This window comes from Streptomonospora halophila (assembly GCF_039542725.1).
In the GTDB taxonomy this organism is placed as follows: domain Bacteria; phylum Actinomycetota; class Actinomycetes; order Streptosporangiales; family Streptosporangiaceae; genus Streptomonospora; species Streptomonospora halophila.
The window spans coordinates 210,558-223,856 of the sequence record NZ_BAABIK010000004.1; the positions used below are offsets into that span (position 1 = coordinate 210,558).

The following is a 13,299-nucleotide window of genomic DNA, read 5'->3' on the forward strand; positions in this document are numbered from 1 at the left end:
CGCGGCCCCGCGCCGGGGTGCTACGCGGCCTCGGCGCTCGCGCGCAGCGCCGCGATGAACCACTCCCACTCGGGCACCCGCGGCTCGAACGCGGGCCAGCCGTTGATCACGCCCATGAGCTTCCAGTAGCGCTCGACACGGCGGTCGGTGAACACGGCGTACCCGTCGGCCAGGCGGCGCCGCTCGGCCGGGGTGTCGGCGGCCCCGCCCTCCAGTGCAGCGGCCACCAGCTCGTCGACCACGGGCCGGGCCTCGGCGGAGTCGGGCGCGATACCGGCGGCGCGGGCGGCGGCGACCGATTCGGCGATGCGCTCGGCGAGCCGGGAGGCGCCCTCGGCGGACCGCTCGAAGGTGCCGTCGGCTCTGCTGCGCTCCTGGGCTCGGGCCATGTCCCGCACCCGCTCCCGGAAGCCGGGGTCCTGGACCAGTTCGGCAAGCTCGACCCAGGCGTCCACCTGCTCGGGACCGGGCTCCTCGGGCAGCTCCACCCGCACCGAGCGCTGGTGGGCGACGAAGTCCTCGTCCAGGTCGAGGCCGCCGAAGACGGCGTCGTGGTAGTCGTCGATGATGCGCTGCCGCTCCTCGGCGGACAGGCGGGCGAGGTCGGTCATGAGGCTGATCTCCCGTTGTGTCGGCGTGCGATGGGCGACGGTGCTCAGCACCGCCCGGCGCAGGCGCAGCATCCGGATCCGCTCGTCCAGCGAGCGCACGTGCGCGGCGGCCACCTCGCCGAGGTCGGCCTCGCGGCCCAGGACCGCCCTGATCGTCGCCAGGTCGATCCCGAGCTCGCGCAGCGTGCGCACCAGGTCCAGCCGGGCCGCGGCCTCGGCGTCGTAGAGCCGGTAGCCCGCGGCGCTGCGCGCCGTCGGCGGCACGACGCCCGCGTCGGCGTAGAACCGGATCGCCTTGACGCTCAGTCCGGTGCGTGCGGCCAGCTCACCGATGGTGTGCAGGCCTTCCTGCGTTTCCATGTCCGCCATCGTGGAGTCTCCCCTCACTGGAGGGTCAACCGGCTTTCGCCGGTGGTGCCGACGCGTCCGGCCCGGCGCCGCGCGCCCTCCGCCGGGCTCACCGCGAGTACAGTGCGGCGGCGGCGCGCAGGCAGCCGGCCAGGGCCGAGCGCAGCTCAACGGGCTCCAGCACCTCGATCTCGGGGCCGTAGGCCGCGAACTCCGAGGTGGCCACCGCCACCGACTCGACCAGGAGCTCGGCCTCGCACCATCCGTCGGGGCCCGGTTCCAGCCCTTCTGCGCCGGCGGCGGTGATCGGGGAGGACAGGGCGGGCATCAGCTCCAGGGCGCGGCGCGTCAACCGGACGCGGGTGCGCAACCGGTGCCGGCTCTCCTCGAACTCCCGCGACCATTGCGCCCACGAGGCGGCGAGGTCGAAGTCGGCGGGGCGCTCGAAGACGTCGTCGCGCACCTGGAGGCCGCACACCCGCGAGACGCGGAAGGTGCGCGGGCGGAGCGGGCCGGAGGGCGCGGGCCGGCCCTCGCCGCGGTGCGGGCGCGCGAGGAAGTACCAGGTGCCCCCCTTGAGCACGACGCCCAGCGGGTCGAGCCGCCGCCGCACCTCGGCGCCGTCCCACCGGCGGTAGGCGGCGTCGATCGTGTGCTGGTCCCACACCGCGGCGGCGATCGCGCTCAGGTGCGGGGTCTCCTCGGTCGCCCGCCACCAGCCCGGCGCGTCCAGGTGGAAGCGCGACCGCACGCGCTCGGCGCGTTCGCGCAGCTCCTCCGGCAGTGCCGCCAGCAGCTTGAGGTCGGCCGCGGCCATCTCGGCTCCCAGCCCCAGCTGGGCGGCGGCATCGGGTAGGCCCGCCAGGAGCAGCGCGTCGGCCTCGCCGGCGGTCAGCCCGGTCAGCCGGGTCCGGTAGCCGTCGAGGAGGCGGTACCCGCCGCCCGCGCCGCGGTCGGCGTAGAGCGGGATGCCGGCACCGCTCAGCGCCTCGGTGTCGCGGTAGATCGTCCGTTCGGAGACCTCCAGGGCCGAGGCCAGCTCGGCCGCGGTCATCCGCCCGCGGTTCTGCAGCAGCAGCACCAGCGAGACCAGTCGGCTCGCACGCATGCACCCCAGTATGCGGCGTGCACCTGACAGCCGGTGTCAGTATCCCGGCGACCGTGTGCCGGGGCCGGTAGGCGTTGTGGAGGCCGTGGGTGCCGGGCCGGTGGGTGTCGCGGAGGCCGCGGGTGTCGCGGAGGCCGCGGGTGTTGCCGGGTTGGCGGAAGCCGCGGGACCGGCGGGCGTTGCGGAGGCGGTGGGAGTCGCGGGGCCGGTGGGTGTTGCGCCGAACCCGGCCTTGCTCAGCGCCTCCTGCACGGCGCCGAAGGCGGGCTTGGGCGCGTAGTCCTGGTCGAAGGGCAGCGCCGCGCCCTGGCCCGGGAACCAGGACGGGATCCAGGAGTCGGCGTCGCCCACGCCCCACACTGTGACCCCGGTGCATTTGCTGACCTGCAGGCAGTTGCGCACGACCGTGCGGTAGTCCTCGGCCTGGGCGCGCAGCTCCTCCTCGCTGGCGGGCATGTCGATGCTGATGTCGAGCTCGGTGACGGTGACCTCCAGCCCGAGGTCGGTGAACCTGCGCATGTTCTCGACCATGTCGTCGGGGACGGCGCCGACGCTCAGGTGGCTCTGGAATCCGATGCCGTGCAGCGGGACGCCCTGCTCCAGCAGCGACTTCGCCAGCTCGTAGAGGGCGTCGCTCTTGGCGTTGCGGCCCTCGATGCTGAAGTCGTTGATGTAGAGCCGCGCGTCCGGGTCGGCCGCATGGGCCGTGCGCAGCGCCTCGGCGATGTAGTCCTTGCCCAGGGTCCGCAGCCACAGGTTGCGGCGCAGCTCGCCGCCGCTGTCGCGGAACGGCTCGTTGATCACGTCCCAGGCGTAGACCCGCCCCTTGAAGTGGTCGCCGACGACGGTCTCGATGTGGTCGTGCATGATCGAGCGCAGCTCATCGGGACCGAAGTGTCCCTCGGACAGCCACTCCGGGTTCTGGTTGTGCCAGAGCAGGGTGTGGCCGCGCATGTCCTGGCCGTGCTTCTCGGCGAAGTCGACCAGGGTGTCGGCCAGAGAGAAGTCGTACACACCGCGCTCCGGTTGCAGGGTGTCCCACTTCATCACGTTCTCCGCCGTCAGTGATCCGTACTGCTCGCCCAGGACCGCCCGGTAGTGGCGGTTCCTCTCCAGCAGGTACGGGTTGGCGGCGGCGCCGATGCGGATGCCGTGTTCGGCGGCGAGGTCGCGCAGCGGGACGCCGCCGGCCTGCGTCGGTCCGGCCGTCGCCCGCACGGCGACCACGGCCAGCAGGACGAAGAGCAGCAGGCCTGCGCCTACCGCCATGAGGTGCGTTCGCGGGGCTCGGTGCTTGACCATGGGGCCCTCTTTCGCTGCCGGTTCCCGGGCGCCGGAGCGTCCGGCGCCCGGCGGCCCGCCTGGTGCGCCGCGGAACGGGCCGCGTCTCGATCATCCCAGTCCGTCCACGATGTGCCGGGAACCTTGTCCGTTTGCGGCCGCCGTGTCGCGCATGCGCCCCTTCCGCCCGCGGGTCCACCGGACCGCGAACGGCCTCCGCTCCGCCCGGCCGCATTCGGTGCGAGCTGGTAAGTTCCCCACGTGCGGCGGCGCGCTCACAGGCGGGGGGAACCAGACGATGAGGCGCCCGACGATCGTCGACATCGCGAGGGCGGCGGGAGTGTCCAAGGGCGCGGTCTCGTGCGCCCTGAACGGCCGCCCCGGGGTTTCCGAGGCCACCCGCACCCGCATCCTGCGCATCGCCAGCGACCTGGGCTGGGCGCCGAGCAGCGCCGCCCGCGCCCTCTCCGACGGACGGGCGGGCGCCATCGGCCTGATCATCGACCGCCCGGCGATGGTGCTCGGCGTCGAGACGTTCTTCATGCGCTTCATCGCCGGCATCCAGGAGGAGCTTGCCGACGCCGACACGGCGCTGATGCTGCAGTCGGTCGACGAGACCTCGCCCGAGCTGGCGACCTATCGGCGCTGGTACGCCGAGCGCCGCGTGGACGGGGTGCTGGTGGTGGATCTGGTGCGCGACGACCCGCGGGTGGGAGCGCTCACGGTGATGGGCCTCCCGGCGGTGGCCGTGGGCGGGCCCGAGGGCACGGGCGGCCTGCCGTGCGTGTGGTCCGACGACGGCGGCTGCATGCGCCTGGCGGTGCGCCACCTCGCGGGGCTGGGCCACCGCAGGATCGGCCGCGTGGCCGGCCCCGAGAACCTGGTGCACACCGGCGTGCGCACCGAGGCGCTGGCCGGTGCGGCGCACGAGCACGGCCTGCCGCCGCCCGTCGTGGTGCACACCGACTACACCGGCGAGCGCGGCGCGCAGGCCACCCGCGACCTGCTCGCCGGCCCCGAGCCGCCGACCGCGCTGGTTTACGACAACGACCTGATGGCGGTGGCGGGCCTGAGCGCGGCCCAGGAGCTAGGCGTGGCCGTTCCGGACCACCTGTCCATCGTGGCCTGGGACGACTCCCCGCTCTGCCAGGCGGTGCGCCCGGCCCTGACGGCGATCCGCCGCGACCTGTCCGAGCACGGCCGCCTGGCGGCCTCGCTGCTGCTCGATGCGGTCGCGGGCGGCGAATCCCGGCGCGTGCCCGCGCCGCCGGGCGAGCTGGTGGCCCGGACCAGCACCGCGCCGCCGCGAAACTGAGCGAGCCGCCGCGGGACGGGGCCCGCCGGGCGGGCCCCGGGCGGCCGGCGCGGGCGCCCGCACGGTCGTCGCCGCAGCCGCACCCGGTACCGCGGATGCGGAGGGCTCCCGGCGGTGCGCCGGCCCCGTCCGAAGCGGCGCCGGGGGAGGGGGCGGGGACTCCGGCGGTTCGGGCCCGTTGAGGTGCGGATTCCGAGTTTCGAGTTAATTTCGCTATGTGACCCCTTGGTGTCTTATGGCGACCATGTTACATTCATCACGTCTGGGAGCGCTCCCAACGGGAGTGCAGGTGGCCGCCGTTCCGGACGTGTACGACCCGAAGGGAGCACACCCCCGTGGGCCGACCATCCCGTCGCCGCAGCCGCGCGGCCGTTCCGCCCCCACCGACCGGAGCGGCCGTTGCCGCCGACCGCACCGCGCCGCCGACACCGCCGCCCCCTCGGGCGGATCGGAGCGGCGCCCGCCCGGACCCCCCGGGCCGGGACGCCGCCCGCCGCGGCTGACCCGGCGCCGCCGGCGCGACCGCTCCCGCATGTCCGCTGCGGCCCGTCCCTTCGGGCCGGGGCACGCGCACGCGGCCGCCCGGCGACCCCCGGCCACCGATCCATGACAGCGAGGAAGCGCCATGACCGACCCGAGCCGCGCCCGGCTCCGCCGGCGCGTGCGCGCACTCCGTCCGCGGGGCGCTGTCGAACCCGGTGGCACGCCGACCGCGCGGGGGCGGACGGGAGCGGCGCGGACGCCGGCGCCGGCGCTTCACCCGCCTCCGGCAGGCGGTTCCGGGCGGATCCCCTGCGCCCGGACACGCCTGCGCCCCCGCGCCTCGGCGGGTGCCGCCCGCAGCGGCGCCCGCCGAAGGCGGAGACCGACGCCTCAGCGCGTCGCCCCGGACCCTGGGACCGGCCGCATCCATATCACTGCGGCCTCGTGCGGCCGGTTCCAGGCCGGCGGACCGGGACGGCGGCCCCGCCGCGACGAAGCCATCCCTGGAGAACGGCGCCCTCCCGCCCCTTGAGGGCGCCGCGATGACGAGGGGCGGGACGGCTGCGGTCCCGCCCCTCGTACTTGTGTGCGGCTGACCGCCCGGCGCGGCGCCCGGGGAACCGGCGCCGCCCCCCGCTCGTCCCTCAGCGGTGCCGCGGCGGGGCCGTACTCTGCCGCACCACCAGGTTGGTGGCCAGGTCCAGACGCAGGTTGGGCGGCTGCTGGCCGCGGCTGAGCATCAGCGCGAGGCGCGTGGCCTCCTCGGCCATCTCGGTCAGCGGCTGGCGCACCGTCGTCAGCGGCGGACCGACCCAGCGCGCGACCGGCAGGTCGTCGTAGCCCACCACGCTCAGGTCCTCGGGAATCCGCACACCGAGCTCGCGCGCCGCCTCGTACAGGCCCATGGCCTGGAGGTCGCTGCCGGCGAAGATCGCCGTGGGCGGGTCGGGCGAGGTGAGCAGGTCGCGGCCGTGGTTGTGGCCGCCCTCGATGTGGAAGTCGCCCGAGCGCACCAGCCCGGGGTCGACCGGCAGGCCGGCCGCGTCCAGCGCGGAGCGGTAGCCGTCGATGCGCGCCCGGCTGCACAGCACGTCGGTGGGCCCGCCGATCACCGCGATGCGCTCGTGGCCGAGCTCGATCAGGTGGCGCGTGGCCACCAGGCCGCCGTTCCAGTTGGCCGAGCCGATGGAAGGCACGGCCTCGTCGGTGTCGCCGGTCGGGTCGACGACCACGAACGGGATGCTGCGGGCGGTCAGCCGCGCCCGCTGGTCGGGGGCCAGGTCGGAGAAGACCAGGATCGCGGCCGTGGACTGGCGCCCCAGGACCGCCTCCACCCAGGCGTCGCGCGGGGTCTGCTCGCCGCCGGACTCCGAGAGCACCACGCTGAGGCCCTCGGCGCGGGCGATGCGCTCGACACCGCGGATGACCTCTATCGCCCACGCGCTGTCCAGCTCGTGGAAGACGAGGTCGATCGTCGGCGAGCGCCCGGCGCCGGGGCCCCGGCGCCTGCGGTAGCCGTGCCGGTGGATGAGCTCCTCGACGCGCGCACGGGTTTCGGGCGCGACGTCGGCGCGCCCGTTGAGGACCTTGGAGACCGTCGGCACGGATACCCCTGCGGCCTCCGCAATTTTCGAGATCGTCACGGGCTCGGATCCGGCGGGGCCCTGGGGCATCGGGGCGGGTTCTGCTGTCACAAGCCTGCATTTTACTGGGCGTCTCCCGATGGTGCCGCAGCGGGAGGGTGACGAACTTCTCGCGGACTATTGACGCTTGTCACGGCAGCGCCGTAAATTCTGGCAGCACGCATTGCGATAACTAGTCCGATAGTTTCGATAGGACGTAGCCATGACTCCCCACAGGGCCGGCACCGCTGGCGCACTCGCGCTGCTCCTGTTCACCGCCACCGCGTGCGGCGGCTCCGGAGGTTCCGGAGGCGGCGACGGCGACGGCGAGATGAACGTACTCATGTACCAGGACTCGCTCGCGGTCGTGCAGAAGAACGCCGCGAAGCGGTTCAACCAGGAGCACGACTCCACCAAGGCCGTCATCCAGGAGGTCCCCGGCGACGGCTACGAGGACAAGCTGCGCACGGTCATGGGCTCGGGCCAGGCCCCCGACATGTTCTTCAACTGGGGCGGCGGCAGCATCGAGCCCTACATCGAGCAGGAGATGCTCCTGCCATTGGGGGCGACGCTGCAGGCGAACCCCGAGATGGAGGACGCGTTCATCCCTTCCATCCTCGAGGCCGGCAAGGTCAACGACACCCAGTACGGCATCCCGCTGCGCGGCACGCAGCCCGTCATGCTCTTCTACAACGAGAAGGTCTTCGAGGAGGCCGGCGCGAAGCCGCCCGAAACCTGGCAGGACATCCTCGACCTGATCGACACGTTCAAGGAGGAGGGCGTCACCCCCTTCGCCCTCGGCGGGGCCACGCCCTGGACCGAGCAGATGTGGATGCAGTACCTGGTCGACCGCAAGGGCGGGCACGAGGTCTTCCAACGCATCCAGAACGGCGACCCCGCAGGATGGCGCGACCCGGCAGTGCTGGACGCGGCCGAGACCGTGCAGGACCTCGTCGACCGCGGCGCGTTCGGCGACAACTACGCCTCGGTGAGCTATGAGGAGGGCGCCGCCTCGGCCCTGCTCTCCGAGGGCAAGGCCGCCATGCACCTGATGGGCTCCTGGGAGTACTCCACGCAGCTGGCCGACGCGCCCGAGTTCGCCGAGGAGCACCTGGGCTACACCGCGTTCCCCGAGCTGCCCGAGGGCGACGGCAACCCCCAGGCCGTCGTCGGCAACCCGACGAACTTCTTCTCCGTCACCGACGACGGCGACACCGAGGCCGAGGTCGACTTCCTCAAGCAGACCTACAGCGACCCCTACGTCAAGGACATGGTCGAGAACGGCGAGGTCCCCACGACGACCAACGCCGAGGAGATGATCGAGAAGCACTCGCCCAACCCCGACTTCGCGACCTACCAGTACCAGATGGTCCGCGACGCGCCCACCTTCCAGCTCTCCTGGGACCAGGCGCTGCCCCGCTCGCAGGCCGAGCCGATGGTGACCGAGATCGAGAAGCTGTTCAACAAGCAGATCACGCCCGAGGAGTTCGTCGACAACGTGGCGGCGCTCCAGTGAGCGTTCTCTCGCCCAACCGGAGCGGACGCCCCGCGTCGGCCCGGTCCCAGGCGCGCACCGCCGGTCGCGGCGGTGCGCGCTCTGGGGCGCCGCGCGCGGGACGTCCCAGCGCCTGGTGGGGGCTTCCCGCACTGCTGTTCTTCGGCCTGTTCGCCGTGCTGCCCATGGTGCTGGTGGTCTATCTGTCCCTGACCACCTGGGGAGGGCTGGGATCACCTCAGTTCGTCGGGTTCGCCAACTGGACGCGGCTGCTCGGCGACTCCGTCATGCACCGGGCCATCGCCCTGACCCTGATGCTGACCATCGGGAGCTGGGCGGTGCAGACACCGATCTCGCTGCTGCTCGGCGTGTGGGCGTCGGGCCGCCAGCGCAACCGAGCCGTGCTCTCGGCGGTCTTCTTCGTGCCGCTGCTGCTGTCCTCGGCCGCCATCGCCATCATCTGGCGGGCGCTGCTGGACCCCAACTTCGGCCCGCTCGCTCAGATCGGGCCCCTGATCGGGGTTCCGGGACTGGACCTGCTCAGCAGCGAGTCCGGGGCGTTCATCGTGATCCTGTTCGTCAGCGCCTGGCAGTTCATCCCGCTGCACACCCTGCTGTACCAGGGCGGCGCCCGGCAGATCCCCGAGTCGCTGTACCAGGCCTCCGAGATCGACGGCGCCGGCCGCTACCGCGCGTTCTGGCACATCACCCTGCCTCAGCTGCGCAACACGATCACCACGTCGTCGGTGCTGATGATCGTGGGATCGCTGACCTACTTCGACACGGTGCTGATCATCACGGGAGGCGGCCCCGGGCACGCCACCACGATCGTGCCGTACCTGATGTACGAAGCCGGGTTCGAGAACTACCAGTACGGCTACGCCAGCGCCGTGGCCTGCGTGCTGGTGGCCGTGGCCACCCTCGCCTCGCTGCTGATGGTGCGCTTCACCGGATTCGGCTCGATGCGCAGCACCCGGGAGGGGATGTGACCGCGACCTCTCCGGCCACCGCCGGCCGGCAGACCCCGCCTACGCGCGCCGCCGGACCGCACAGGCGCAGGCGCCTGCGCAGCTGGCGCCAGCGCCCCAACCCGGTCGCGGGCTTGGGCGCCTTCGCCTGGCTGCTGGTGGTGGGTGTGCCGCTGTACGCCCTGCTGGTGGCCACCTTTCAGCAGACCTCGGAGTACCGGGCGGCCGGCCCGCTGACCATCCCGTCGGACCCGACGCTGGACAACTACGCCAGGGCGATCGAGAACGGACTGGCGGGCTTCGTACTCAACACGATCGTGGTGACCGCGGTGGTGGTCGCCCTCGTCGTGGCCCTGGCCGTGACCGCGGGCTATGCCATCGTGCGCACGCGCTCGCTGATGACCAACTCGCTGTTCCGGGTCTTCCTGCTGGGGCTGGCCATCCCGAACCAGGCGGTGATCATCCCCGTCTACCTGATCATCATCGAGATGGGCCTGTACGACTCCCTGGCCGCCATCATGCTGCCGACCGCGGCGTTCGCCCTGCCGGTGTGCATCCTGATCCTGACCGGGTCCATGCGCGACATCTCCGACGACCTCTACGAGGCGATGGAGCTGGACGGCGCGGGATCGGTGCGCATGTTCTTCCGGCTGGTCGTACCGCTCTCCCGGTCGGGCATCAGCACGGTCGCGGTCTACGCCGCGCTCCAGGCCTGGAACGGCTTCCTGTTCCCGCTGATCCTGACCCAGTCAGCGGACAAGCGGGTCATCACCCTGGGTCTGTTCGAGTTCCAGGGGCTGTACCGCGTCGACATCCCCGGTCTGCTGTCCGCGGTCGTGCTGGCGACGCTCCCCCTGTTCATCGTCTACCTGGTCGCCCGCCGCTCGCTGGTCAGCGGCCTGATGGGCGTCGGCGGAAAGTAGCCGGCGACGGGCGCCGGCGGTCCGCCGCCGGCGCCACCGCGCCCCCACCGGAACCAACAGCCACCGGAGCCCCGCGCGGGACTCCGCAATGAATAAGGACGGTATATGTCGCCGCATTCCAACCTCGCCCCCTGGCAGGACGCCGCGCGTCCGGCCGACGAACGGGCGGGCGAGGTTCTCCGGCTCATGACCTTAGAGGAGAAGGTCGCCCAGCTCTACGGAGTCTGGGTGGGCGCCGACGGATCCGGTGAGGGGGTCGCCCCCCACCAGCATGACCTGGCCGAGGTGCCCCCCGAGTGGCACCAGGTCATCGCCGACGGCCTGGGCCAGCTCACCCGCCCCTTCGGCACCGCCCCCGTCGCCCCGGCCATGGGGGTGCAGGCGCTGGCCAACTCCCAGAAGGAGATCGCGGCGGCCAACCGGTTCAACATCCCCGCCATCGCGCACGAGGAGTGCCTCTCGGGCTTCGCGGCCTGGCAGGCGACCGTCTATCCGACCCCGCTGGCCTGGGGAGCGTCCTTCGACACCGACCTCGTGGAGCGGATGGCGGCCCAGATCGGCGCCTCGATGCGGCGTGTCGGCATCCACCAGGGACTCGCTCCGGTGCTGGACGTCAGCCGGGACCCGCGGTGGGGCCGCACCGAGGAGACCATCGGCGAGGACCCCTACCTGGTCGGCACCGTGGCCACCGCCTACGTGCGCGGGCTGCAGTCGACGGGCGTCGTCGCCACGCTCAAGCACTTCGCCGGATACTCCGCCTCGCGCGCCGGACGCAACCTTGCGCCGGTCTCGGCGGGCACGCGCGAGTTCGCCGACCTGCTGCTGCCCCCCTTCGAGATGGCGGTCGCGCTGGGCGGCGCCGGATCGGTGATGCCTTCCTACACCGCCAACGACGGCGTGCCCGCAACGGCCGACCCCGGCCTGCTCACCTACCTCCTGCGCGAGGAGTGGGGCTTCTCCGGCACCGTGGTCTCCGACTACTTCGCCGTCACCTTCCTTCAGACCCTGCACGGCATCGCCGGGTCGGGCGCGGAGGCCGCGGCCGCGGCGCTGGAGGCCGGCGTCGACATCGAGCTGCCGACCCTGCGCAACTACGGCGCCCCGCTGCTGGAGGCCGTGCGCGACGGACGCGTGTCCGAGGACCTCGTGGACCGCGCCGCCCTGCGCGTGCTCATCCAGAAGTGCGAGCTGGGCCTGCTCGACCCCGACTGGACGCCGTTCCCCGCCGAGTCCGCCGAGTCCGCCGGGGCGGAGGGCCGGGGCGGCGACGCGGCGGCCGACGTCGACATCGACCTGGACCCCGCCGAGCACCGCGCGCTGGCCCGCCGCCTGGCCGAGGAGTCGGTGGTGCTGCTGGCCAACCCCTCCGGCGCGCTGCCGCTGGCGGGCGGCCGCCGCACGGCCGTGGTCGGTCCGCTGGCCGACTCCACGGAGGCCATGCTGGGCTGCTACTCCTTCCCCGCCCACGTCGGTCCCTCCCACCCCGACGTCGGGATCGGCATCGAGGTGCCGACACTGCTGGAGGGGCTGCGCGCCGAGCTGGGCGGCGCCGTGCTGGACCACCGGCGCGGCTGCGGTGTGGACGACCCCGAGACCTCCGGCATCGCCGAGGCCGTTGCCGCCGCCGAGGCCGCGGACGTGTGCGTGGCCGTGGTCGGCGACCGGGCCGGGCTCTTCGGCCGCGGGACGTCGGGCGAGGGCTGCGACGTCGCCGACCTGCGGCTGCCGGGCGTGCAGCACGAGCTGGTCGAGGCGCTGCTGGAGACCGGTACCCCGCTGGTGCTGGTCGTGATGAGCGGGCGCCCCTACGCGCTGGGCGGCCTCGCCGAGCGGGCGGCGGCCGTGGTGCAGGCGTTCTTCCCCGGCGAGGAGGGCGGCCCGGCGGTGGCGGGCGTGCTGTCGGGACGGGTCAACCCGAGCGGCCGACTGCCTCTGGCAGTGCCGCGGGACGGCGGCGGCCAGCCCGCCTCCTCCTATCCGGCTCCGCCGCTGGCACGGCGCAGCGAGGTCAGTACGGTCGACCCCTCCGCGCTCCACCCCTTCGGCCACGGCCTCTCCTACACCTCCTTCGCGTGGACGGACTTCCGGGTGCACGGGCGGCCCGCTGGCTCCGGCGACCCGGTCGCGACCACCACCGACGGCTCCTTCACCCTGGGCTGCACGGTGCGCAACACGGGAGCGCGCGCCGGCACCGAGGTCGTCCAGCTCTATCTGGGCGACCCCGTCGCCCGGGTGAGCCGGCCGGTGTGCAGCCTCATCGGGTACGTGCGGGTGGAGCTGGAGCCGGGCCAGGAGCGGCGGGTGGAGTTCGCCGTACCGGCCGACCTGGCCGCCTACACCGCTCCCGACGGGCGGCGCATCGTGGAGGCCGGGGACCTCGACCTGTCCCTGCGGGCCTCGTGCGAGGAGGTGCGGCACACGTCCCGCGTGCGCCTGGAGGGGCCGACCCGGGAGGTCGACCACACCCGCCACCTGGTGAGCGAGGCCGCCGTGGCCGACTAGCTGCGTTGTCCGGGGTGCGCCCGCCGCGGGCGCCGTCCCCGGGGGAGCGGCGATGGCGGCGTCCCCTGCTCGGCGGGCCCGGTCGGCGCCGCCGCGCGGGCCGGACGGTTCCCCTCGCCGCCCTCGGCGGCCGCGCTGCAGGCCGGTGGTCGGCCGCCCGCGCCCCGGCGTGCGGCGAAGGTGCCGGATGCGGGCGCGGCGGGATCCGCCGCAGCCCAGGTGCCGGCACCTGCGGCGTCTCCGGAAGGGTGTGGCAGCGGCGCTGGAGGCTCCGGACGACCTGAACCGGTTCAGATTCGGTAACGGGTGTTGACCGCTGAACCGGTTCAGTGATGTTCTTGCCGGACTTCGTGAGTGGTGCGGATCCCGCGGCGGCCGCGCCCGGACCGCCTGGCGATCGGGGCGTTGCGCGGCGACGCGCGGAGGCGCCCCCGCGGGTGCGTGCGGCCGCGGCACCTGCGGTCGGCGCGGCCCGACTCGACCCCCGGCCGCGTCCGCGTGGCCGGGCCGGGCCCGCCCCCTCCCTCCCGTGCCACCGGGGAGGGGGCGGCGCCGCCCGGTGGGAGAATCACGCGCCTGGACTTCACGGGCCGTGCCCGCGGTCCATCGCAGGTGAGGGAGCCGAGAGCACTCCGCACGTCAC

The 13,299-nt window shown here is 73.6% G+C and carries 9 protein-coding genes; 5 read left to right on the top strand and 4 right to left on the bottom strand.

All coding sequences use genetic code 11. The features are described 5' to 3' along the window. Positions 1 to 20: 20 nt before the first annotated feature. The 3 genes from ABEA15_RS05635 to ABEA15_RS05645 form a co-directional block, all read right to left on the bottom strand. Positions 21 to 971, bottom strand: a complete 951-nt coding sequence (locus ABEA15_RS05635) for a helix-turn-helix domain-containing protein (RefSeq protein WP_344148232.1) — start codon at positions 969 to 971, stop codon at positions 21 to 23. A 97-nt stretch (positions 972 to 1,068) separates the two neighbouring features. Beyond that, a complete protein-coding gene (locus tag ABEA15_RS05640) occupies positions 1,069 to 2,067 on the bottom strand; it encodes a helix-turn-helix transcriptional regulator (RefSeq protein ID WP_345555752.1) in 999 nt (332 codons plus the stop codon). A 36-nt stretch (positions 2,068 to 2,103) separates the two neighbouring features. Then, positions 2,104 to 3,369: an endo-1,4-beta-xylanase gene (locus ABEA15_RS05645; RefSeq protein WP_345555753.1), complete on the bottom strand. Its 1,266-nt coding sequence runs from the start codon at positions 3,367 to 3,369 to the stop codon at positions 2,104 to 2,106. Between the two features lie 277 nt (positions 3,370 to 3,646). Between ABEA15_RS05645 and ABEA15_RS05650 the strand changes: the two genes are divergently transcribed. Then, positions 3,647 to 4,663, top strand: coding sequence for a LacI family DNA-binding transcriptional regulator (locus ABEA15_RS05650; protein WP_345555754.1), 1,017 nt, complete (start codon positions 3,647 to 3,649; stop codon positions 4,661 to 4,663). Positions 4,664 to 5,790: 1,127 nt separating this feature from the next. Here ABEA15_RS05650 and ABEA15_RS05655 read toward each other — a convergent pair. Beyond that, positions 5,791 to 6,819, bottom strand: coding sequence for a LacI family DNA-binding transcriptional regulator (locus ABEA15_RS05655; protein WP_344148340.1), 1,029 nt, complete (start codon positions 6,817 to 6,819; stop codon positions 5,791 to 5,793). A gap of 172 nt (positions 6,820 to 6,991) precedes the next feature. Here ABEA15_RS05655 and ABEA15_RS05660 point away from each other — a divergent pair, with 172 nt between their 5' ends. The 4 genes from ABEA15_RS05660 to ABEA15_RS05675 all read left to right on the top strand — a co-directional run bounded on the left by ABEA15_RS05660 (position 6,992) and on the right by ABEA15_RS05675 (position 12,656). After that, the gene (locus ABEA15_RS05660; RefSeq protein ID WP_344148220.1) at positions 6,992 to 8,284 is read left to right on the top strand and encodes an ABC transporter substrate-binding protein; all 1,293 of its coding nucleotides are present in this window, start codon (positions 6,992 to 6,994) and stop codon (positions 8,282 to 8,284) included. Then, the gene (locus tag ABEA15_RS05665; protein WP_345555755.1) at positions 8,281 to 9,252 is read left to right on the top strand and encodes a carbohydrate ABC transporter permease; all 972 of its coding nucleotides are present in this window, start codon (positions 8,281 to 8,283) and stop codon (positions 9,250 to 9,252) included. The genes ABEA15_RS05660 and ABEA15_RS05665 overlap by 4 nt, the downstream gene beginning before the upstream one ends. Further along, positions 9,249 to 10,154: a carbohydrate ABC transporter permease gene (locus tag ABEA15_RS05670; RefSeq protein WP_425579362.1), complete on the top strand. Its 906-nt coding sequence runs from the start codon at positions 9,249 to 9,251 to the stop codon at positions 10,152 to 10,154. Before ABEA15_RS05665 ends, ABEA15_RS05670 begins: the two co-directional genes overlap by 4 nt. Before the next feature lie 105 nt (positions 10,155 to 10,259). Beyond that, a complete protein-coding gene (locus ABEA15_RS05675; protein ID WP_344148210.1) occupies positions 10,260 to 12,656 on the top strand; it encodes a beta-xylosidase/alpha-l-arabinosidase in 2,397 nt (798 codons plus the stop codon). The last annotated feature ends 643 nt before the right edge of the window (positions 12,657 to 13,299 follow it).

What these genes read in the sequence shown, in the direction of transcription:
- ABEA15_RS05655 (WP_344148340.1), bottom strand. Translation starts at nt 6,819, where the DNA reads ATGCCCCAGGGCCCCGCCGGATCCGAGCCCGTGACGATCTCGAAAATT.
- ABEA15_RS05660 (WP_344148220.1), top strand. Translation starts at nt 6,992, where the DNA reads ATGACTCCCCACAGGGCCGGCACCGCTGGCGCACTCGCGCTGCTCCTG.
- ABEA15_RS05640 (WP_345555752.1), bottom strand. Translation starts at nt 2,067, where the DNA reads ATGCGTGCGAGCCGACTGGTCTCGCTGGTGCTGCTGCTGCAGAACCGC.
- ABEA15_RS05675 (WP_344148210.1), top strand. Translation starts at nt 10,260, where the DNA reads ATGTCGCCGCATTCCAACCTCGCCCCCTGGCAGGACGCCGCGCGTCCG.
- ABEA15_RS05645 (WP_345555753.1), bottom strand. Translation starts at nt 3,369, where the DNA reads ATGGTCAAGCACCGAGCCCCGCGAACGCACCTCATGGCGGTAGGCGCA.
- ABEA15_RS05635 (WP_344148232.1), bottom strand. Translation starts at nt 971, where the DNA reads ATGGAAACGCAGGAAGGCCTGCACACCATCGGTGAGCTGGCCGCACGC.
- ABEA15_RS05650 (WP_345555754.1), top strand. Translation starts at nt 3,647, where the DNA reads ATGAGGCGCCCGACGATCGTCGACATCGCGAGGGCGGCGGGAGTGTCC.